Source organism: Nonomuraea sp. B10E15, assembly GCF_039871615.1.
Classification (GTDB): Bacteria; Actinomycetota; Actinomycetes; order Streptosporangiales; family Streptosporangiaceae; genus Nonomuraea.
The window spans coordinates 90,182-111,268 of sequence record NZ_JBDPMB010000011.1 but is presented as its reverse complement, the minus strand read 5'-3'; the positions used below and the strand labels follow the sequence as shown (position 1 = coordinate 111,268).

20 protein-coding genes are annotated in these 21,087 nt (G+C 71.5%); 11 read left to right on the top strand and 9 right to left on the bottom strand.

What is annotated here, in order from left to right; all coding sequences use genetic code 11:
* Positions 1 to 12 precede the first annotated feature (12 nt).
* Positions 13 to 1,446 (top strand): trehalose-6-phosphate synthase, encoded by a 1,434-nt coding sequence (locus ABGB14_RS28170; protein WP_347646830.1) that lies wholly within the window; start codon positions 13 to 15, stop codon positions 1,444 to 1,446.
* Here the strand turns inward: ABGB14_RS28170 and ABGB14_RS28165 are convergent.
* Positions 1,379 to 1,663 (bottom strand): DUF4235 domain-containing protein, encoded by a 285-nt coding sequence (locus tag ABGB14_RS28165; protein ID WP_347618039.1) that lies wholly within the window; start codon positions 1,661 to 1,663, stop codon positions 1,379 to 1,381. The genes ABGB14_RS28170 and ABGB14_RS28165 overlap by 68 nt on opposite strands.
* A gap of 107 nt (positions 1,664 to 1,770) precedes the next feature.
* Here ABGB14_RS28165 and valS point away from each other — a divergent pair, with 107 nt between their 5' ends.
* The 7 genes from valS (at position 1,771) to ABGB14_RS28130 (ending at position 8,494) form a co-directional block, all read left to right on the top strand.
* A complete protein-coding gene (valS, locus tag ABGB14_RS28160; RefSeq protein WP_347646995.1) occupies positions 1,771 to 4,251 on the top strand; it encodes a valine--tRNA ligase in 2,481 nt (826 codons plus the stop codon).
* A 210-nt stretch (positions 4,252 to 4,461) separates the two neighbouring features.
* Complete coding sequence (locus tag ABGB14_RS28155) at positions 4,462 to 5,775, top strand: AI-2E family transporter (protein ID WP_347646829.1); 1,314 nt, start codon at positions 4,462 to 4,464, stop codon at positions 5,773 to 5,775.
* Between the two features lie 216 nt (positions 5,776 to 5,991).
* Positions 5,992 to 6,243, top strand: a complete 252-nt coding sequence (locus ABGB14_RS28150) for a hypothetical protein (RefSeq protein WP_347646828.1) — start codon at positions 5,992 to 5,994, stop codon at positions 6,241 to 6,243.
* Positions 6,240 to 6,692: a dUTP diphosphatase gene (gene dut, locus ABGB14_RS28145; RefSeq protein WP_347646827.1), complete on the top strand. Its 453-nt coding sequence runs from the start codon at positions 6,240 to 6,242 to the stop codon at positions 6,690 to 6,692. The genes ABGB14_RS28150 and dut overlap by 4 nt, the downstream gene beginning before the upstream one ends.
* Positions 6,693 to 6,766: 74 nt before the next feature.
* Positions 6,767 to 7,405 (top strand): DUF3710 domain-containing protein, encoded by a 639-nt coding sequence (locus ABGB14_RS28140; RefSeq protein ID WP_347646826.1) that lies wholly within the window; start codon positions 6,767 to 6,769, stop codon positions 7,403 to 7,405.
* Positions 7,406 to 7,434: 29 nt separating this feature from the next.
* The gene (locus ABGB14_RS28135; protein ID WP_347646825.1) at positions 7,435 to 7,821 is read left to right on the top strand and encodes an OB-fold nucleic acid binding domain-containing protein; all 387 of its coding nucleotides are present in this window, start codon (positions 7,435 to 7,437) and stop codon (positions 7,819 to 7,821) included.
* 4 nt (positions 7,822 to 7,825) lie between these two features.
* Positions 7,826 to 8,494, top strand: a complete 669-nt coding sequence (locus ABGB14_RS28130; RefSeq protein ID WP_347646824.1) for a DUF3159 domain-containing protein — start codon at positions 7,826 to 7,828, stop codon at positions 8,492 to 8,494.
* Positions 8,495 to 8,548: 54 nt separating this feature from the next.
* Here ABGB14_RS28130 and ABGB14_RS28125 read toward each other — a convergent pair whose 3' ends face one another.
* On the bottom strand, positions 8,549 to 10,279 hold the full coding sequence (locus ABGB14_RS28125) for an HAD-IIB family hydrolase (protein ID WP_347646823.1): 1,731 nt from the start codon (positions 10,277 to 10,279) through the stop codon (positions 8,549 to 8,551).
* A gap of 153 nt (positions 10,280 to 10,432) precedes the next feature.
* Between ABGB14_RS28125 and ABGB14_RS28120 the strand changes: the two genes are divergently transcribed.
* Positions 10,433 to 10,660, top strand: a complete 228-nt coding sequence (locus ABGB14_RS28120) for a hypothetical protein (RefSeq protein ID WP_347646822.1) — start codon at positions 10,433 to 10,435, stop codon at positions 10,658 to 10,660.
* A 46-nt stretch (positions 10,661 to 10,706) separates the two neighbouring features.
* Here ABGB14_RS28120 and ABGB14_RS28115 read toward each other — a convergent pair whose 3' ends face one another.
* Both ABGB14_RS28115 and ABGB14_RS28110 read right to left on the bottom strand, forming a co-directional pair.
* Positions 10,707 to 11,366: a TrkA family potassium uptake protein gene (locus tag ABGB14_RS28115; protein ID WP_347646821.1), complete on the bottom strand. Its 660-nt coding sequence runs from the start codon at positions 11,364 to 11,366 to the stop codon at positions 10,707 to 10,709.
* Complete coding sequence (locus ABGB14_RS28110; RefSeq protein ID WP_347646820.1) at positions 11,366 to 12,031, bottom strand: TrkA family potassium uptake protein; 666 nt, start codon at positions 12,029 to 12,031, stop codon at positions 11,366 to 11,368. The genes ABGB14_RS28115 and ABGB14_RS28110 overlap by 1 nt, the downstream gene beginning before the upstream one ends.
* Positions 12,032 to 12,133: 102 nt before the next feature.
* On the opposite strand from ABGB14_RS28110, the gene ABGB14_RS28105 reads away from it, so the two are divergent.
* On the top strand, positions 12,134 to 14,176 hold the full coding sequence (locus ABGB14_RS28105; RefSeq protein WP_347646819.1) for an APC family permease: 2,043 nt from the start codon (positions 12,134 to 12,136) through the stop codon (positions 14,174 to 14,176).
* Here the strand turns inward: ABGB14_RS28105 and ABGB14_RS28100 are convergent.
* Positions 14,163 to 15,800, bottom strand: coding sequence for an alpha/beta-hydrolase family protein (locus ABGB14_RS28100; protein ID WP_347646818.1), 1,638 nt, complete (start codon positions 15,798 to 15,800; stop codon positions 14,163 to 14,165). The two genes, ABGB14_RS28105 and ABGB14_RS28100, sit on opposite strands and share 14 nt — an antisense overlap.
* Positions 15,801 to 15,909: 109 nt before the next feature.
* Here ABGB14_RS28100 and ABGB14_RS28095 point away from each other — a divergent pair, with 109 nt between their 5' ends.
* Positions 15,910 to 17,139 (top strand): class I SAM-dependent RNA methyltransferase, encoded by a 1,230-nt coding sequence (locus ABGB14_RS28095; protein WP_347646994.1) that lies wholly within the window; start codon positions 15,910 to 15,912, stop codon positions 17,137 to 17,139.
* Between the two features lie 80 nt (positions 17,140 to 17,219).
* On the opposite strand, the gene ABGB14_RS28090 is transcribed toward ABGB14_RS28095, so the two are convergent.
* Genes ABGB14_RS28090 through ABGB14_RS28075 form a run of 4 tightly spaced genes read right to left on the bottom strand, consistent with a single transcriptional unit; the run spans position 17,220 to position 21,075 of the window.
* Positions 17,220 to 17,819 (bottom strand): response regulator transcription factor, encoded by a 600-nt coding sequence (locus tag ABGB14_RS28090; protein WP_347646817.1) that lies wholly within the window; start codon positions 17,817 to 17,819, stop codon positions 17,220 to 17,222.
* Complete coding sequence (locus ABGB14_RS28085) at positions 17,816 to 18,922, bottom strand: histidine kinase (RefSeq protein ID WP_347646816.1); 1,107 nt, start codon at positions 18,920 to 18,922, stop codon at positions 17,816 to 17,818. Before ABGB14_RS28085 ends, ABGB14_RS28090 begins: the two co-directional genes overlap by 4 nt.
* A complete protein-coding gene (locus ABGB14_RS28080; RefSeq protein ID WP_347646815.1) occupies positions 18,919 to 20,034 on the bottom strand; it encodes a histidine kinase in 1,116 nt (371 codons plus the stop codon). Before ABGB14_RS28080 ends, ABGB14_RS28085 begins: the two co-directional genes overlap by 4 nt.
* Positions 20,035 to 20,085: 51 nt before the next feature.
* Complete coding sequence (locus ABGB14_RS28075; RefSeq protein WP_347646814.1) at positions 20,086 to 21,075, bottom strand: hypothetical protein; 990 nt, start codon at positions 21,073 to 21,075, stop codon at positions 20,086 to 20,088.
* Between the last annotated feature and the right edge of the window lie 12 nt (positions 21,076 to 21,087).

The window sequence follows — 21,087 nt, the reverse complement described above, 5'->3', positions numbered from 1 at the left end:
GAGGAGGACTGCGTGACTGGCCGTAGCTCGTTTCTGATCGTCGCGAACCGGTTGCCGGTGGACCGCACGATCGAGCCTGACGGAACGGCCTCGTGGCGCAGGAGTCCTGGCGGGCTCGTCACCGCGATCGCACCGGTGATGAAACGCCGCCACGGAGCCTGGGCCGGCTGGCACGGGGCGCCCGACGAGAAGCTGGAGCCGTTCGAGCAGGACGGCATGAACCTCGTCCCGATCCCGCTGTCCGCCAGCGAAGTCGAGCTGTACTACGAGGGCTTCTCCAACGCCACCCTGTGGCCGCTGTACCACGACGTCGTGGCGCCGCCGGTCTACCACCGGGAGATGTGGGAGGCCTACCGCTCGGTCAACGAGCGGTTCGCCGCCGCTGCCGCCGACGCCGCCGAGCAGGGCGCGGTCGTGTGGGTGCAGGACTACCAGTTGCAACTGGTGCCCGCGATGCTCCGCAGACTGCGGCCCGACCTGCGGATCGGGTTCTTCCTGCACATCCCGTTCCCGCCGACGGAGCTGTTCTGGCGGCTGCCGTGGCGCAAGGAACTGGTCGAAGGGCTGCTCGGGGCCGATCTGGTGGGCTTCCAGCTGCCCGGTGGCGCCTCCAACTTCCGCAGGTTGTGCCGGCGGCTGCTCGGGCTGCCGTACAAGGGGAACGAGATCTTCCTCGACGACCGCATCGTGACCACCCAGGCGTTCCCGATCTCCGTGGACTTCGCGCACCTCGACTCGCTCGTGCGCGAGCCGCACATCGCGGCGCGGGCCAAGGAGATCAGGGTCGAGCTGGGCGACCCCGAGCACGTGCTGCTCGGCGTCGACCGCCTCGACTACACCAAGGGCATCGGACAGCGGCTGGAAGCGTTCGGCGAGCTGCTCAAGGACGGGCGGCTGCGGCCGAACGAGGCGGTGTTCGTGCAGATCGCCACGCCGAGCAGGGAACGGGTGGAGGAATATCGGCGCCTGCGTGACGACATCGAACTGCAGGTGGGCCGGATCAACGGCGAGCACGCGCAGCTCGGCTACCAGCCCGTGCAGTATTTCCACCAGTCGTACGACCAGGAGGAGCTGGCCGCGCTCTATCTCGCCGCCGACGTCATGGTCGTCACCCCGCTGCGTGACGGGATGAACCTGGTGGCCAAGGAGTACGTCTCCTGCCACCACGACCTGAACGGCGCGCTGGTGCTCAGCGAGTTCACCGGGGCGGCGGACGAGCTGCGCCAGGCGTACCTGGTCAACCCGTACGACGTGGAGGACGTCAAGCGCCAGATGATGGCGGCGATGCGGGCCACGCCGCACGAGCTGGCCCGGCGGATGCGCACCATGCGCCGCCGGGTGGCCACCTACGACGTGGACCGCTGGGCGAACGAGTTTCTCAATGCCCTGGAGTCACCTGCTTCACAGCCTTCCACGCGTCGTAACGCTTCTTGGCGGTCCGGTTGACCACGATCTGGGCCACGGACATGCCGACGCCCATCAGGACGGCGTAGCCGATGGCCTCGCCCAGGCTGACCTCGGGTGAGTCGGTGTCGACAGGAGGCTCCTTACCGGTCGCCTTCACCCAGACGAACCCGAGGAGCTTCCTGGCCGCCCAGGCCGTCACGAGCCCCACCAAGCCGCCGATGACCCGCCAGGCCACGTCTGGCTTGTCCTCCGCCATACCGATCTCCCTTCCCGTTGGTAACGAACACTAGTCTGTACCGCTTGCCGTGCGCCGAAGCCGTAGCATAAGGAGGCATGACTCAACAGCGACCAGGCCATGCCTCCATGCCGGAAAAGCCGACTCTCGATGGCTTGGAGCAGGTATGGGTAGCTCGCTGGGACGCTGAGGGCACCTACCGCTTCGACAGGTCCGTGCCGCGTGAGCGGGTATACTCCATCGACACGCCGCCGCCGACCGTGTCGGGCTCGCTGCACATCGGGCACGTCTTCTCCTACACCCACGCCGACATCATGGCCCGCTACCAGCGGATGACCGGAAAATCGGTGTTCTACCCCATCGGCTGGGACGACAACGGCCTGCCCACCGAGCGCCGGGTGCAGAACGTCTACGGCGTGCGCTGCGACCCGTCGCTGCCCTACGACCCTGACTTCGTCCCGCCGGACAAGCCGGGCAAGCGCGAACTCCCCGTCTCGCGGCGCAACTTCGTGGAGCTGTGCCACAAGCTGACCGCACTCGACGAGCGGGCGTTCGAGGAGGTGTGGCGGCGGGTCGGCCTGTCGGTCGACTGGTCGCTGCTCTACACCACGATCAGCGACGAGTCCCGGGCGGTCTCCCAGCGGGCGTTCCTGCGCAACCTGAGGCGCGGCGAGGCCTACCTCGCCGAGGCGCCCACGCTGTGGGACGTCACCTTCCGCACCGCCGTCGCGCAGGCCGAGCTGGAAGACCGCGAATGGCCCGGCGCCTTTCACCGGATCTCCTTCTACGGCGAGCGGGGTCCGGTCTGGATCGAGACGACCAGGCCCGAGCTGATCCCGGCGTGCGTGGCGCTGGTCGCGCACCCCGACGACGAGCGTTACCAGCCGCTGTTCGGCACGTCGGTGCTGACGCCGCTGTTCGGCGTCGAGGTGCCGGTGCTGGCACACCGCCTGGCCGAGCCCGACAAGGGCACCGGCATCGCGATGATCTGCACGTTCGGCGACGTCACCGACGTGACCTGGTGGCGCGAGCTGCGGCTGCCGACCCGGCCGGTCATCGGCTGGGACGGCCGGCTGCTGCCGGAGCCGCCCGAGGGCGTCGACGCCGAGCCGTACAAGGAGCTGGCGGGCAAGACCGTCCACAGCGCGCGCGAGCGCATCGTGGAGCTGCTGCGCGAGTCCGGCGACCTGGAGGGCGAGCCCCGTCCTGTGCAGCGCACGGTGAAGTTCTACGAGCGCGGCGACAGGCCGCTGGAGATCGTCACCACCCGCCAGTGGTACATCCGCAACGGCGGCCGCGACGAGGAACTGCGCGAGCGGCTGCTGCAGCGGGGCGGCGAGCTGGCGTGGCACCCGCCGCACATGCGCGTGCGCTACGACAACTGGGTGCAGGGGCTCACCAGCGACTGGCTGATCTCCCGCCAGCGCTTCTTCGGCGTGCCCTTCCCGGTCTGGTATCCGGTCGACGAGTCCGGGCAGCCCGTCCACGACGCGCCGATCCTGCCGGCCGAGGACGCCCTGCCGGTCGACCCGTCCTCCGACGTTCCGCCCGGCTACACCGAGGACCGGCGCGGCGCGCCCGGCGGGTTCGTGGCCGACCCCGACGTCATGGACACCTGGGCCACCTCGTCGCTGACACCGCAGATCGCCGGCCGCTGGGAGAGCGACGACGACCTGTTCAGGCGGGTCTTCCCGGCCGACCTGCGGCCGCAGGCGCACGAGATCATCCGCACCTGGCTGTTCTCGACCGTGGTCAGGTCGCACTACGAGTTCGGCGGGCTGCCGTGGAGCGACGTGGCGATCTCGGGGTGGATCCTCGACCCCGACCGCAAGAAGATGTCCAAGTCCAAGGGCAACGCCGTCGTCACCCCGCTCGACCTGCTGGACAAGCACGGCTCCGACGCCGTGCGCTACTGGGCGGCCAACGGGCGCTACGGCGTCGACACCGCCTTCGACGCCGGGCAGCTCAAGATCGGCCGGCGGCTGGCGATCAAGATCCTCAACGCCTCGAAGTTCGTGCTCGGGCTGGCCGGCAGCGAGGGCGACGTCACCGAGCCGCTCGACCTGTCGATGCTGGCGGCCCTGTCCGACGCCGTACGCGAGGCGGGGCAAGGGCTCGCCGCCTACGACCACACCAGGGCGCTGGAGGCCGTCGAGCGCTTCTTCTGGGCGTTCTGCGACGACTACCTCGAGCTGGTCAAGGCCCGCGCCTACGAGTCCGGCCCCGCCGCGGCCTCCGCGCACGCGGCGCTGCGGCAGGCCCTCGACGTGCTGCTGCGGCTGTTCGCGCCGTTCCTCCCCTTCGTGACCGAGGAGGTGTGGTCGTGGTGGCGCGAGGGCTCGGTCCACCGCGCGCCGTGGCCCCAGGCCGAACGCGGCGACGGTGACCCGGCGGTGCTGGCCGTGGCCTCAGAGGTGCTCGGGCGGGTGCGCAAGGCCAAGTCGGAGGCCAGGCTGTCGATGCGGGCCGAGGTCAGCAGGCTGACCGTCACGGGCCCTGAGACCGCGCTCGTGCGGCAGGCCCAGGACGACCTGTGCGCGGCGGGCAACGTCGAGGAGTTCGTCCTGGAGCACGGTGACGCGCTGCGAGTCGAGGTCCGTCTCGGCTGACGCCCGCACGCCGGGCGCCCCATGGCGGGCGCCCGGCGTCAGCGGCCCCTGCTGACGTCCTTGCGCAGGGCGAAGAAGAGCGAGTTCCGGCGCCGGCCGGGCACGACCAGCGGCGCGCGCCGGGCACGACGGCGTCAGGGCAGCCCGCGGGCGATCACGCCGGGGTGATAACCGCGCGCATCCGCCGCCGGGACGTGCCAGTCTTGAACCGTGCTTCCCGACCGCCCAACCAATCTCGTGCCGCCCGTCCTGGCCAAGATGGCCGCATGGTGCGGGTGCCTGATCCTCGTCGGCGTGGTCGTCTACTACTTCGTCCAGGTCATCGCCGGGCTCACGTTCGTGGCGCTGCCCGTGGCGATCGCGCTGCTGCTGACCGCGCTGCTGTTCCCGCTGACCAACGCCCTGCGCCGCGCCGGCATGCGGCCCATCTACGCCACCTGGCTCACCATGCTGGTGGCGCTGGCCGTGCTGGCCGGCACCGGCTGGCTGGTCGGGGCGCGGGCCAGCGAGGAGTTCCCCAACCTCGTCCGGCAGGTCCAGGAGACCGCCAGGTCCGTGCAGGAATGGCTGATCAGCGGCCCGCTGCAGCTGGAAGAGGCGCAGATCATCGGCTACGTCGACGAGGTCGTCGACATGGTCAACGCGCAGCGCACGGCCATCACCGGCACCGTCCTGTCGGCCGGCGCGGTGGCCTTCGAGGTGCTCGCGTCCATCGTGCTGCTGCTCTTCGTGACGTTCTTCCTGCTCAAGGACGGCGACCGCATCTGGGCGTGGTTCCTCAAGGCGTTCGGCGGCGTGGCTCCGCGCGTCGACCGTGCGGGGCGGGCCGCGTGGACCACGCTCTCCCACTACGTTCAGGGCACCGTGGCCGTGGCCGCCGTACACGGCCTGATCATGGGGTTCGTGCTGGCCGGCATGGGGGTGCCGCTGTGGGCGCCGCTTGCCGTGCTGATCTTCTTCGCCAGTTTCATCCCCATCGTCGGCATCTTCTTCGCGGGCACCGTCGCCACGCTCGTCACGCTGGGCGCCAAGGGCCTCATCTTCGCGCTGATCTTCCTCGGCATCCTCGTCATCGAGCAGCAGCTCGAGAACCACGTGCTCCAGCCGCTGATCGTGGGCCGGGCGCTCAACTTCCACCCGCTCGCCATCATCCTGGTGCTGGCCGTCGGGGGCATCCTCGCGGGCATCGCGGGGGCCGCCGTGGCGGTGCCGGTGGCGGCGGTGATCTACCGGGCGCTCCCGGAGCTGCGTCCGAGCCGTCCCGCTCTGCCACCACCGGACCACACGTCCCCCGCCCCCGCCGAACCCGAGCCGGCCACGCCCGGTGACATCCCCGGCCCTCGTCCGGCCGCCGGCTCGGGTGAGACCGGAGACGTCCCCCGGCCCAGGGACGGCGACGCCGGTGAGCACACGGACGGCACGGAGGCGCGCTCCGAGGCCGCCGCTCCGCAGGATCGCACCGCCGCCAGTCCGCGGGGTGACGGTCCCGAGCAGGGCGGGGACGACGCCGATCCACGTCCATAGGCCGCTTGACCGCCGAGAAGCTCGGGCACCCCGCCGCGTCGTGTGAACAGTGCGGCGACGACGGGCGGCCAGGCTGGGCGGGTGGCGAAACGGGGTGAGTGGGGCTGGAAGGTGCGTGGTCGGCTGGCCGGGAAGGTGTGCGGTCGAAGGGCCGGTGGGAGGTGGGAGGGGGAAGACGGACGGCGGGTGCGCGGACACGGAGTAACCTCGTCACCCGTGACGCGTTCCTCCGTGACCGGCCCGCGCCTCCCCGTCCCCGTGGGCACGACACTCCACCTGCGTGCCTGGTGCAACGGCAACGCGGGCAGGAAGGCGTACCTTGAGGCTGAGGGGCGAATCGGCGCCATCGGCGGCTCGGTCGCCGTCCGCGCGGCGGCCCCGTGCATCGAGGTGAACATGGAACACTTCGCCAAGCACGGCGATCGGTCAGGCATCGCCGCCGAACACGACTACGAGGTGAACCCTTGACCAACGCAGGTGCGGGCCCCGAGGTCCTCATCCAGCGGCTCGACGCCGAGCTGCCGATGCCGTCCTACGCCCACCCCGGTGACGCGGGCGCCGACCTCTACGCGGTCGAGGACGTCGAGCTGATGCCCGGCGAGCGGACCGTCGTCGGCACGGGAGTGGCGATCGCCCTTCCCGACGGCTACGCCGCGTTCGTGCACCCGAGGTCGGGGCTGGCATCCCGGCACGGTGTCACCCTGGTCAACGCGCCCGGCACGGTCGACGCCGGATACCGCGGCGAGATCAGGGTGACGCTGATCAACACCGACGCCAAGGAGCCGTTCCGCCTCCGGCGGGGCGACCGGATGGCGCAGCTCGTGGTCCAGCGGGTGGAGCGCGCGGCCTTCTACGAGGTCCAGCGCCTGCCCGGTTCGGTGCGCGGCGCCAACGGATTCGGATCTACAGGACGCTGACCAGCGGGCCGCGCCCGCGGCCCTTCGACATGGCGGGCCGCCAGGCGGCCCGGTGAGCAAGGAGAGTGAGGAACGTGTTCCGACGTCGTCGTCGTGAGCAGCCGGAACAGGCGATCGAGCAGGAGTCTGCCGCGCCCACCCGAGAGTCCGGCCCGTGGGACGCCGACGAGCCCCACCCCGGCACCGACAGGATCGACCTCGGCGGCCTGCGGCTGCCGCACAATCCCGACTTCGACGTACGGCTGGCGTCGGTCGGCGACCAGCACGTCGGCGTCGTGGCTCTGTACGAAGACAGCTCGCTGCAGTTGCAGGCCCTGGCCGCGCCGCGCAGCTCGGGGTTGTGGGACGAGGTCAAGGCCAAGATCCTGGCCCAGGCCAAGCACCTGGAGGAGCGGGAGGGCCCGTTCGGCAGCGAGTTGGCCGGCGAGATGAAGGCCGACGGCAACAGCAGGCCCGCCCGCTACCTCGGCATCGACGGGCCGCGCTGGTTCCTGCTCGCGGTGATCTCCGGCAAGGCGGCCGTCGACGAGACGGTCGCGACGGCGTACATCGACTTCATCAAGGACGTCGTGGTGGTGCGGGGCGACGAGCCGATGGCGCGCGAGGAGCCGATCCCGCTGCGCCGCCCCAACGAGCCGGGAGCCGAGCAGCAGCAGGAGCAGCAGGGGTTCAACCCGTTCAGGAGAGGGCCGGAGATCAGTGAGATTCGCTGACGGCTGACATCACATAGGCTGGCTCCATCATGAGTACGGCAGAGCCCCAGAAACGCAGGGGATTGCGCGGGTTCTTGAGTCGGCTGGCATCTTCCCAGTCCGAGATCGAGGCCCAGGAGCTGAGGGAAGACGCCGATGAGGTCGGCGCCACCCCGATCGCCTCGTGTGGCGGGCGCCGGCGCTTCTGCGTGGCGGGTACGCTACGTACAGTGACATTGCGCCCGAGGGGTGGTGCTCCCGCGCTTGAGGCCGAGCTCTATGACGGGTCAGACGTGATCGACCTGGTCTGGCTCGGCCGACGCAAGATCGTGGGCATCGAGCCCGGCCGCACGGTCAAGGCCGAGGGCCTGGTCAGCATGCAGGACGGGCGCAAGGTGATGTTCAATCCGCGTTACGAGCTGCGCCCAGGGAGTTGATCGAGTGAGTGCCGAGGCAGAAGAGGCCGCCCACGACACGGTTGAGGCGGCGGTGCGGGCCCAGCTCGCCAAGGCCTTCGGCGGCGTGCGCGGCATCATCGAGGCGGCGGTCCCCACGATCGCCTTCACGGTGTCCTGGATCACCACAGAGGACCTGAAGCTGTCCTTGATCATCAGTGTCGCCCTGTCGGTGGTGCTGCTGGCGGTCAGGATCGTGCAGCGGTCCACGCCGCAGTTCGTGATCAACAGCCTGATCGGCATCGCGATCGGCGCGTTCTTCGCCAGCCGCACGGGCGACGCGAAAGACTATTTCCTGCCCGGCATCCTCTGGAACGCCGCCTACATGCTCGCCATGCTGGTGTCGATCGTCACGCGCTGGCCGGTCGTCGGATTCCTGATCGGCTCGGTCACGGGCGATCCGACGGCCTGGCACAAGGACCAGGGCATCGTGCGGCTCTGCACCCGGCTGACGTGGCTGCTCCTGTTGCCGTGCGCGGTGCGGGTGGCCGTGCAGGGGCCCGTCTACCTGTTCGGAGGCGGCGACCAGGCGGTGGCGGCGCTCGGATTCGCCAAGATCGTGATGGGCTGGCCGCTCCAGGTGGCCGCGTTCGCCGCGATGTTGTGGGTGCTCGGCCGCGGCCGCACCCCCGCCAATCCGGCCGCGCCGGTCTGACCGTTCCGCGACGACGCCCGCCCCGCCCTTGCGCGTCCTGCGGCGGCGGAGGGCTCAGCGGTCGTCGTGGTCCGGGTCGAAGGCGGTGGGCTCGGCGGGAAGGGTGTAGCGCCTGCCGATGAGGTCCGCCACCCGCTGCCTGCTCTCCGCGGGCTGCGGCTCGTCCGCCCGCTCCAGCTCCGCCACCTCGTCGGCGAGGCCGGCGTCCCCGAGGCAGTCGCGGATCCACTGCGAGTAGTCGCCCCTGTGCAGGTGGTGCAGCCAGGTGTCGTCGTCCACGCCCTCGGCCAGCTCGACGAAGGTGTGCAGGTTGCGCGCCCGCAACCGCAGCCGCTCGCCGGGTCCGGTGAAGTAGAAGCTCTTGTCCTTGGCCATGGTGCCCGCCGCGTACTTGCGGCGGTGCCGGGTGCGTTCGACGGTCGCGGGCGTGAGGGTGAGGTGCCGGGCCGTCTCGTCCCCGCGCTGCCACAGCGCGATGTCGCCATCGGCGACCGGGTCGAGCGAGGGCGTCTCCTGGCCGAGGGCGCCGGCGAACGCGGCGAGCGTGCTTTCGGGCTCTTTGCCCACCGCGATCGTGGTCGTCACCAGGCGCAGCGCCTCGGTGCTCACCGCCTCGGGATGCACGGTGATCATCAGCAACGATCCGAGGTCGGCGGCCTCGCCCAGCGGCACCCGCCGCACCTCGGCGGGCAGCAGGTGGTGGGCCTCGTCGACGACCACCCAGTGCGGGTGGCCGAGCTTGGCGCGCACGCCGGTCAGCCGGGGCAGCAGCTCGGCGAAGTACGTGGGGCGGTCGCGCAGCTGCAGGCCGATCAGGTTGACCACGACGCTCTGCCGCGGCTGCTCCAGCACGTGCGCGACCTCCTCCACGCCGGGCACCCGGTCCGGGTCGCCGAGCACGGTGATACCCGGGTAGTCGGCGTAGTCGCCCTCAGGGTCCACGATCACGCACTGGTAGCCGTCGCCGACGAGCCGCTCCAGCAGCGCCGTCGTCACCGTGGACTTGCCGCTGCCCGAGGGGCCCGCCACCAGGAGCCCGGAGCCGTACGGCCGCAGCCGCACCTCCTCGTTGCCGCGATGGCCGAGCAGGACGTGACGGCGCGGCACGTCCACCGCGTCCAGGTCGCCCGAGAGCATCATCCCGGCCAGTTCGCCCACCCCGTCGCCGGCCTCACCCGCCAGGGGCAGGTCGCACGAGTCCCTGAGCGCGGGCAGCGCGTTGGCGACGGCGGCGCCGCACTCGGCGGCGGTCAGGAACGCGTGGTCGTTCTCCCCGTCGCCGACCGCGACCGTGCTGTGCGCCGACAGCGACAGCCGGTCGAGGGCGGCGGCCAGGCCGCTCGCCTTGTTCACGCCCGGCGGCAGCACCATGACGGCGCCCTTGTTGTAGATCACCTGCAGCTCCAGCCCGAGGTCCCGGATGGCCGCCAGGACGCGCACGTCGTGCGGTTCGCGCGTGGCGACCACCACCTGCCCCACGCCGAGCGGGCTGACCCCTTCGCCGCGCAGCCGGTCGGCCAGCGCGGCGGGCGGAGGCGTGGCCAGGGCGTCGCGGGTGCGCTGCCCCGGGTCGTACAGCAGGCCGCCGTTCTCGGCGACGATCAGGTCGAACAGGCCGGGGTGCGGGAACACGGTGAGCAGGTCGTCGAGCTCGCGCCCGGTGACCAGCACGAGTTTGATGCCGGCGCGGGAGAGCCGTTCCAGGGCCTCGATCGTCGTCTCGGTCACGTGGCCCGCGCGGGCCAGGGTCCCGTCATAGTCACAAGCCAGCACGTTGTGGCGCATGGGCTCCCCCTACCCGCCGATCGCGGGACATCCAGCCGGGGCGCCGAAAGTCGCAGACGTTAAAGACCTCGGGAAGTAACCCTTAAGTACGCGATCCGCAACGGAGGGTAAGAAAGCCGGTGGAACTGCCCGCTCACTCGTACGGGAGCCATCATGCTCAGAAGCGTTGTCGCCGCCCTTGCCCTGACCACCACGGCCCTGCTGCTCGCGGCCGTGCCCGCCATCGCCGATGACGACACCGACCCGCAGAACCTGACGTGCGGCAAGAACATCAGCAGCGAGACATACGTCGACATTCCCTACCAGTCGCCGCGTAGCCACAGATTCTGCGCCGACAAGGACGACCCCAACCGGTTCAACGAGTTCGTCTGGGAGTCCTGAAAGGCGGCGCGACCCCCTCGCACGCCGCTCGCGAGGGGGCCTTCCGTCAGTGCTGCGACAGCAGGTGGGCCAGCTCCTGCTCGACCTCCTGGTTGGCCACGAAGAGCAACTCGTCGCCCGCCTCCAGCGGATCGTCGGCCGTGGGGACGAGCACCCTCCCCTCGCGCAGGATCGCCACCAGGGCGGCGTCCACGGGCCACGGCACCGAGCCGGCCCGATGGCCCACAACGGGGGCGTCGTCGGCGAGGGTGAGCTCGACCAGGTTGGCCTGCCCCTGGCGGAACGTCATCAGGCGCACCAGATCACCGACGCTCACCGCCTCCTCCACCAGCGCGCTCAGCAGGCGCGGGGTCGAGACGGCCACGTCGACGCCCCACGACTCGTTGAACAGCCACTCGTTGTTGGGGTGGTTGATGCGGGCGACCACGCGCGGCACGCCGTATTCGGTCTTGGCCAGCAGCGACACCACCAGGTTGACCTTGTCGTCGCCGGTGGAGGCCACCACGACGTGGCAGTTGTTGAGCCCGGCCTCGTCGAGGGAGGCGATCTCGCAGGCGTCGGCGAGCAGCCACTCCGCGCGCGGCACGCTGTCGATCTTGATGGCGCCGGGGTCGACGTCGATGAGCAGCACGTCGTGGCCGTTCTCCAGGAGCTCGGCCGCGATGGAGCGGCCCACGGCGCCCGCTCCGGCGATGGCGACGCGCATCAGTCTTCCTCTTCCGGTGCCGCGGCCAGCACCTTGTTGATCCGGTCCATGTCGCTCTCGGCGGCGATGACGTGCAGCACGTCGCCCTCCTGCACCACCGTGTCGGGCCCGATGGTCACGGCCTCGCCCATGCGGTTGATGAAGGCGACGCGAGCCCGCGCCCGCTCCTCGAGCTCGACGACGCGGGTGCCGATCCAGGCCGGGTGCGCGGCCGTCTCGGCCAGGACGACGGTGCCGGTGGGGTCGCGCCAGAGCGGCTCGGCGCCCTCGGGGAGGATGCGGCGCATGATCTGGTCGGCGGTCCAGCGTACGGTCGCCACCGTCGGGATGCCCAGCCGCTGGTAGACCTCGGCCCGGCGGGGGTCGTAGATGCGGGCCACCACGTTGTCGACGCCGAACGTCTCACGCGCCACGCGGGCGGAGATGATGTTGGAGTTGTCGCCGCTGGAGACCGCCACGAACGCGGTCGCGGACTCGACGCCCGCCTCGGTGAGCACGTCGCGATCGAAGCCCACACCCGTCACCCGCCGCCCGCGGAACCCGGCCCGCAGCCGCCGGAACGCCTGCGGGTCGCGGTCGATGATGGCGACGGAATGACCGCCGTCTTCGAGGATGTGCGCGAGGGTCGAACCCACCCGGCCACATCCCATGATCACAATATGCATTTCCCCCCGCATGTTCGCGGTCGGCAGGTTGCTCGACACCAGTATGGCCCGATGGGGGCTGCCGCGTTCGATCCCCCTGGCAGAGGACTAGCATCTCGTTACGTGTCGAAGGTGACGGATCTCGTCAAACGCGTGCTCGTGGGACGTGCCTTGCGTAGCGGGCAGCTCCACGAGCAGCTCCTGCGAAAACGCATCGCCCTGCCCGTCTTCGCGAGTGACGCCCTCTCGTCCGTGGCGTACGCGCCCCAGGAGATCCTCGTCATCCTCTCGCTCGCGGGAGCCTCCTTCTACGCCTACAGCCCGTGGGTGGCGCTCGCCGTCGTGGTCGTCATGCTCACGGTCGTGGCGTCGTACCGGCAGAACGTGCACGCCTACCCCAGCGGCGGCGGCGACTACGAGATCGCGACCACCAACCTCGGCAGCAACGCCGGGCTCACCGTGGCCAGCGCTCTCATGGTCGACTACGTGCTGACCGTCGCGGTGTCCGTCGCCAACGGCGTCGACTACGTCGGCGCCACGATCCCGTTCGTCGGCCAGCACAAGACCGCCGTCGCCGTCGTCATCGTCGTCCTGCTGACCGTGGTCAACCTGCGCGGCATCCGCGAGTCGGGCGCCGCGTTCGCCGTCCCGACGTACGCGTTCATGGTCGCCGTCCTGGGGCTGATCGCCTGGGGCGGGTTCCGGCTGCTGATCCTGGACGAGCAGATCCAGGCGCCCAGCGCCCACTTCACCATCGAGCCCGAGCAGACCAACCTCACGGCCTTCGCCGCGGCGTTCCTGATCCTGCGCGCGTTCTCCTCCGGCTGCGCGGCCCTGACCGGCGTCGAGGCAATCAGCAACGGCGTGCCCGCGTTCAGGAAGCCCAAGAGCAAGAACGCCGCCACCACGCTGCTGATGATGGGGCTGGTGGCGATCAGCATGTTCAGCGGCATCATCGCCCTCGGCCTCGCGTCAGGGGTGAAGGTGGCCGAGCCGTCGGTGGTCGCCGAGGATCTGCTCAGGCCGGACGGCACCCCCGTCGGCCCCGGCTACTACCAGCAGCCGATCATCTCCCAGGTGGCCGACGCGGTGTTCGGGGGCGGGTCGATGCCGTTCATCGTCGTCTCGGCGGTGACGGCGCTGATCCTCTTCCTGGCCGCCAACACGGCCTTCAACGGCTTCCCCGTGCTCGGCTCGATCCTGGCCCAGGACCGCTACCTGCCGCGCCAGCTGCACACCCGCGGCGACCGGCTGGCCTTCTCCAACGGCATCGTCATTCTGGCGCTCGGCGCGTGCCTGCTCCTCTGGGGGTTCGACGCGGACGTCAGCCGCCTGCTCAACCTCTACATCGTCGGGGTCTTCGTCTCGTTCACGCTGAGCCAGACCGGCATGGTCATCCACTGGACCCGCCATCTGAAGACCGAGACCGAGCCCAGGATCCGGCACCAGATGTACCGCTCCCGCGCGATCAACTTCTTCGGGGCGATCATGACGGGGCTGGTGCTCATCGTGGTGCTGCTGACGAAGTTCCTGGTCGGGGCGTGGATCGTGGTGATCGTGATGCCGATCCTGTTCCTCATGATGAAAGGCATCAGGCGCCACTACGACAACGTGGCGGCCGAGCTGGAGATCACCGAGGACTACGAGCCGGCCATGCTGCCCGCGCGCAACCACGCGATCGTGCTGGTCTCGAAGATCCACAAGCCGACCATGCGCGCCCTCGCGTACGCCCGCGTCACCCGGCCGTCCACGCTGGAGGCCGTCACCGTGGGCGTCGAAGGGGAGGACGCGCGCAGGCTGCAGGAGGAGTGGGAGCGCCTCGGCATCCCGGTGCCGCTCAAGATGCTCGACTCGCCCTACCGCGAGATCACCCAGCCCGTCCTCGACTACGTCAAGACGCTGCGCAGGCGCTCACCGCGCGACGTGGTGACCGTGTTCATCCCCGAATACGTGGTCGGCCACTGGTGGGAGCACCTGCTGCACAACCAGAGCGCGCTCCGGCTGAAGGCGCGCCTGCTGTTCAAACCGGGAGTCATGGTGACCAGCGTGCCCTGGCAGCTGCACTCCTCCGACCGGCTCAAGGGCAGGCCCGAGCCGTTCGCGCCCGGCGCGGTACGGCGTCCCGCGCAGCAGAGCGACGACGAGGGGCGGGTCAGTTCCCGCTGATCAGCGCGCGCAACCTGCCGGTGTCGTCGGCGCTCCAACCCGGCGGCGGGGCCACGGCGGCCCACCCGTCCACGATGTCGGAGTTGTAGCGGTGCCCGTGCCCGGGCGGCACCGACAGCGCGGCCGTCATGTCCACCAGCACCTGCCAGAACGTCACCAGCGGGAACCAGTTCATTTGCGGGTTCATGCCCGGCGCCCGCGGCTCCTCCAGCCAGGCCGGCCTGCGGTAGATCAGCTCCGGCGTCCACCACACCACCGGGTCGGAGGCGTTCTGCAGGTAGACCACGCGAGGGTGCGGCCACGGGCCGGGCGGGCGGCTCAGGTCGGCGGGGCGCTGGGCGAACCTGGCCGTCCTGCCGCCGTCGTAGACCGGCCGCCACACGGGGCTGCCGGGCTCGCGGCCCTCGGTGAGCCGCCGCCAGATCGGGTCGGCGTTCGGCGGCCCGACGAACAGCGCACCGTCCGTCCTGGCCGCCATGTCGTCCAGGTCGCTGAACGCCCGCTCCAGCTCGTACGAGCCCAGGCTCTCCCCCGACACCACCAGCCGCGGCCGGTCGTCGGGCGGCAGCAGGGCCAGCCGGGCGTGCACCGCCTCGAACAACGCCTTGCCCGCGGCCGCCGCCCTGCCCCTGTCGACCAGGAACGACACCCAGCTCGGCAGGTAGGAGTACTGCACCGCCACCATGGCGGAGCGGCCGTTGTACATGTACTCGAGCGCGTCGGCGACGTGCTCGTCCACCCAGCCGGTGCCGGTCGTGCCGAGCACGGCGATGATCGACCGGTCGAACGCGCCGGTGCGCTCCAGCTCGCGCACGGCAAGCGCCGCCTGCGCCTCGGGGGTGGCCGCGGCTTCGAGGCCGACGTACACCCTGATGGGCTCGGCGGCCGGACGGCCGGAGAAGGCGGTCAGCAGGGAGGGGGTGACGGCGCTGCCGGCGAAACTGCGGCCCTCCCTGCCCAGCGACTCCCAGCTCACCAGCGAGCCCGGGCCGCCCGACAGGGAACGCGACACGGGCGGGCGCACGCCCGGATCGGTGCCCTTGTTGGCGACCGACGAGACGTCGCTCACCCTGGCCACGAACCCGGAGAACAGCACGTCGTTCGCCAGCACCCCCACCAGGACGGCGATGACCAGCACGCCGATGGCGTGCCCCGCGAACGACGGCACGTACCGGTCCAGCCAGCCGATCAGCTTGCGGCCGCCCAGGCGTACCAGCCTGCACAGGAACAGGATCACGGCGAACAGGCCGAGGGCCACGGCGAGGATCACCGGAGGGAACCAGGTGATCCGCGTGTCCATGCCCATGAGGGCCCGCAGGTCGCGCTGCCAGTCGTAGCTGTACCAGAGCGTGATCGCGCCCACCGCGGCGCAGCCCGCGATCAGGACCTGCCAGGCGATCCACCGTGCCCGCTCGGACGGCCGGTAGCGGATCATCGAACGCGCCAGCGCGCCCAGCGCCGCTCCTGCCGCGTAGCCGATGATCCCGGTGACGGCGCCCATGACCCCCTGCAGGAGCCACGTGCGGGGCAACAACGACGGCGTCAGCGAGGCGCAGGCGAACAGCACGGCCAGCAGCGTCCCCCCGAATCCGAGCCGCCGCCGCACCACCCGCCCCTCGTTCACGATCACCTAGGGTAACGGCCCGCCCGTAGCGGACGGCGCCTCCCCCGCCCGTGACAGCCCGCCGCGCCCGCGCACATAGGGTGTCGGTGTGGAACAGGCATCTCTCGAGTTGACGGTAGGTCCGGTCGCCCATGGCGGCTGGTGCGTGGCACGCCACGAAGGGCGCGTGGTCTTCGTCCGCCACGCCTTGCCCGGCGAGCGGGTGATCGCCGACGTCACCGAGGAGACCACCCGGTTCCTGCGGGCCGACGCCGTGGAGATCCTCGAGCCGTCGCCCGACCGCGTCGTCCCGCCCTGCCCCTACGCCGGTCCGGGGCGCTGCGGCGGCTGCGACTGGCAGCACGCCACGCCCGAGGCGCAGCGGCGGCTCAAGGCGCAGGTCGTGACCGAGCAACTGGAGCGGCTGGCGGGCATCCGGCGCGAGGTCGTGGTGGAGGAGGTGCCGGGGGCCGAAGACGGTCTCGGCTGGCGCACGCGGGTGCAGTTCGCCGCGCTGCCCTCCGGCGAGCTGGGCTTCCGCCGCCACCGCTCCCACCAGATCGAGGTCGTCGACGCCTGCCTGATCGCCCACCCCGAGGTCGAGGCGGTCGCCGCAGAGGAGCACACCTGGCCTGGCGCGTCGAGCATCGAGGTCATCGCCTCGTCCGGCGGCGACCGGGCCGTGGTCGTCACGCCCAGGCCCCGGCGCAGCGTCATGGTGCCCGACCTCGAAGCGCCCGCCTCCGTCCTGCTCGACCAGGGCAAGGGCCGCACGGTGCCGCGGCGCGGTTCAGGCGTGCTGCACGAGCGGGCGGGCGAGCGCCGGTTCCGGGTGGCGGGCAGCGGCTTCTGGCAGGTGCACCCCGGGGCCGCCGAGACGCTGCTGGACGCGGTGCTGGCGTACGCCGCCCCCGAACCGGGGGAGTGGGCGCTCGACCTCTACTGCGGCGTGGGCCTGTTCGCGGCCGGCCTGGCGGAGGCCGTGGGGCCCGAGGGCGCGGTGTTCGGGGTGGAGTCGGAGGAGTCCGCGGTCCGTGACGCCCGCGCCAACCTCCGCGACCTGCCGCAGGCGCGGGTGGAGAGGGGGCGCGTCGAGGACGCCCTCGACCGGCACCAGATCGAGCGGGCCGACCTCGTCGTGGTCGACCCGCCGAGGGCGGGGCTGGGGCGCGAGGTGGTGACGCGCATCGCGTCGCTGGACGCCCTGCGGATCGTGTACGTGTCGTGCGACCCGGCCACCCTCGCCCGCGACCTGGCCTGGCTGGCGGAGCGCGGCTACACCCTGTCGGAGCTGCGGGCGTTCGACGCGTTCCCGATGACCCATCACGTGGAGTGCGTCGCGCTGCTCGTCCGGGCGTAGACCGGGCCCTGCTTAGACCGGGCGGCCCTGCGTAGACCGGGTGGTGTGCGCGGGCCGGGTGGTGCCGTGGCGGGCGGACCTCAGAGCCAGCCCATGCGCTGCGCCGTGCGGATGGCCTCCAGGCGGTTCTGCGCGTTGAGCTTGGTCATGGCGCTGGACAGATAGTTGCGTACGGTGCCCTCGGTCAGGTGCAGCTCTCCGGCGATCCTCGAGATCGTGGCCCCGTCGCCGGCCAGGCGGAGCGCGTCGCGCTCGCGCTCGGTCAGCGGGCTGTCGCCGGCGGCCATCGCAGCGGCGGCCAGTTCGGCGTCGAGGTAGCGCCCGCCCGACTGGACCTTGCGGATGGCCATCGCCAGCTCCTCCGCGGAGGCGTCCTTGCCGAGGAAGCCGCTCACGCCCGCCGCCATGGCCCGGCGCAGGTAGCCGGGACGGCCCAGGCTGGTCAGGATGACGATCTTGCATTGGGAGCTGATCTGCTCGGCCGCGCTCAGGCCGTCCATGCCCGGCATCTCGATGTCGAGGACGGCCACGTCGGGCCGGTGCTCGGCCACCGCGGGCACGACCTCGTCGCCCCGGCCCACCTGGGCCACGACCTCGATGCCGTCCTCCAGGTCGAGCAGGGCCGCGATGGCGCCCCTGACGAGGTGCTCGTCGTCGGCGAGCAGCACGCGTGTGGTCATGCGGGCACCGCCGCGCGCAGGAGGTAGCGGCCCTCGCGGGTCGGCTCGGCCTCCAGGATGCCGCCCGCCGCACGCACGCGCTGGGCCAGCCCCGCCAGGCCGTTCGGCGCGTGCTCGCCCACCGGCCCGTTCACCCCGTCGTTGGACATCTCCAGCACTCCGTCCTGGATCGTGATCGTGCAGCGTTCGGCCTTGCTGTGCTTGAGCACGTTCGTCGCGCCCTCGCGCACGACCGTGGCCAGCAGCGTGCGCGTCTCGGGCGACAGCGAGGCGGTCTCCGCGCGCACGGTGCAGCGCACGTTCGCCGCCTCCAGCACCGCCCGGACGCTGGCGAGGACCTCGTCGAGATCGATCGCCCGGTAGTTCTGGACGACGTTGCGCACCTCGCGCAGCGACTGCCTGGCCAGGTCGCGCACCTCGAACATCTCGGCCGCCGCCGCCTCCTGCCCGGAGCGCAGGGTCTGCTCGGCGCGGGCGGTCCTGGACGCGATGTCGGTGAGGCTCTGCCCGAGCAGGTCGTTGAGGTCGCGGGCGAAGCGCAGCCGCTCCTCCGACACCGTCAGCCTGGACAGCGCCTCCTGCCCTTCGTGCGCCTCCTTGGTCAGGTGCCAGAGCCGCAGGTTGGCCCACACCGCGCCGACGGTGATGGTGGTCATCACCGTCTGTACGAGCACCAGCTCGGGAGCGAAGGAGCTGACCAGCGTCACGTACACGTTGATGACCACGATCGACGCGACCGACAGGGCGATGACGGTCGTTCTCCGGGCGAACGCCGTGATCAGCCCCAGCCACACCGGGATCACCCAGATGAGCGGGAACACGGCCAGGAGGAGGACGATCACCCCGGTGACCGCAAGGAGCGCCGTGGGCCGTTTCCCGCCCCTGACGGCGATCCTGAACGGCCGCGTGCTCAGCACGGCGAAGACCAGCAGCAACGCCGCGGCGGTCGCGACCACCGGCCAGGGCATGCCCAGCTGCCAGCGGACGTACAGGTCGAAGAATCCGACGGTGGACAGCAGCAGGAGAAGGTCCGCGGACCAGACGATCAGCCAGCGGGCCTTGTCGAACTTCGTCGCGTTCCGTACGCGGGAGATCAGCCTCACGGCGGCACCCCCGCGCGCAGCAGGAACTCACCCGACCTGGTGGGCGCCGCGGAGAACGAGCCGCCCGCAGCGACCAGCCGCTCCGACAGCCCGCGCAGGCCGTTGCCGGGCGTGCCCGGCTGCCCGTTCACGCCGTCGTTGACCATTTCGAGCACGCCCCCGTCGATGGTGATGGCGCAGCGGGTGGCCCTGCTGTGCTTGAGCACGTTGGTGCCGCCCTCGCGCACCGCCCACGCCAGCAGCGTCCGCGACTCCGGCGGCAGCCCGTCGGCCCTGGCCTCGATCACGCAGCGGGCGCCCGTGGCCTCCAGCGCGACGCGTACGCCGTCGAGCTCCTCCTCCAGGTCGAGCATCTGGTAGCCGTGAACGGCCTGCTGCACCTCGGTCAGCGACTCGCCGGCCAGCTCGCGTACGGCGGCCATCTCGGCGGCCGCCCTCGCGGTGTCCTTGGTGGCCAGCTTGGCGGCCAGCTCGCTCTTCAGCGTGATCACCGCGAGGCTGTGGCCGAGCAGGTCGTGCAGGTCACGGGCGAAGCGCAGCCGCTCCTCCGCGACGGCCAATCTGGCCTTCGCCTCCCGGCTCTTGTGCGCGTCCCTGATCATCCACCAGAGCCAGCGCCACAGCAGCATGGCTCCGATCATGACGACGGCCGCGGCCGACTCGCTGAGCAGCACGCTCGGCCACGTCTGGCCGCTCACGCGGACGACGAACACGGTGGACAGGGCGATCGTGACCGCGGTCAGGCAGGCCGTCGCCCGCAGCGACAGGTAGAGGGCGGCGGCCGACAACCACAGAGGGATGCTCTCCCAGCGCAGGCCGGCGATGTTGCCGCTGTGCGGCATGAGCAGCAGCACGCCCGCCGCCAGGACCGCCGCGAGCGCGAGTTTCGGCGTGGGCTTCGGCTGGTGGTCGAAGGCCTGCCTGAGGAGGAAGGGGTAGAGCCCGAAGAAGCCGAGCAGGCACGCGAGGACGGCCGCCGTGCGGGGTGCGGAGATCGTGCCGGCCGCCATTTCCGCGACGGTGACCCCGGCGAACATCAGGGCCATGAGGGCCGTCGCGGCGTCCATCCAGTAGATGAGGAGCTTTCTGGCCGTGTCGGGACGTGCCATCATCACGCCCTCCCCATGCCGACAGAAACCTCACCGCTCCCCGGAATCCTATATTCAGGACAGCGCCCGCCAGAGAATCCGTGAGACGCCCTGCGGTGGATCGGCTCCACGCAGCGACAGCCAGGCCAGCCGGTGGCGGGTGGCGTACGCGGCCAGCGTGCGCGCGTCCGACGCGCCCAGATCGGAGCCGCCGGCCAGCACCGGGGTCAGCGCGATGCGCTCCCACGCCTCTTCGGGATCGTCCAGGCCCTGCGCCCGCGCGACCTGGGCGCGGGCCGCCCGCACGGCCGTCGCCACCCTGCCCAGCCGGCTGCGGTGTGCCGTGCGCGGCCCGAGAGCGGCCAGCAGGTTGACGGTCTCGATGTCCGCGCCCGCCCGGCGGGTGGTCCGCAACATCGCCGCGTCGGCCGGGCTCAGCCCGCCGGGTCTCAACGGCAGGGTGAAGCTCACGCGCAGGTCGCGCTCCTGCTGCAGGGCGTGGATGGCGCGCGCCCTGCGCAGCACGGCGGTCCTGTCGGCGCTGTCGCGGACCTCGAAGTCGACGGCGGTGGCGCCGTAGGCTCCGACGATCCGGCGGTAGGCGGTGGCGAGCTCGCCGGGCCGGGTGCACGTCGTGGCCAGCGCGCGCCCGCCCCGCCCGCCGAACACGAGTACGGCGTCGCCGCCCAGCGCCCTGAGCCGGCCGATCGGCTCGCCGGGAGCGGGGGAGCCCGTCCAGGCCGGCACGCAGCCGTCGCCGCCCGCGACGAGGTGGCCGAGCGCGTACCGGCGGACGCCGGTGCGGCGGTACCGCGCGGGGAGGTCGAACGCGGGCTCGCGGGCGGAGTCGACGAACGTCACGTACGCCGTCGGCGGAGGCTCCTCGGAGACCACGGGCGAGAGCGAAGGCGAGGGCCGCGCGAGCGGTGGGGGCGCCGCCGGCGCAGGCCGGCCGTCCGCCGGGAGCAGGCGGATCGCCGTGCCGGTGCCCGCGACGAGCGCGAGCGCGCCCAGGATCGCCAGAGGACGTGGGAGCAGGCCGGGCTCCCTGGTGTGCCGCGGCATGGGCCACCCCAT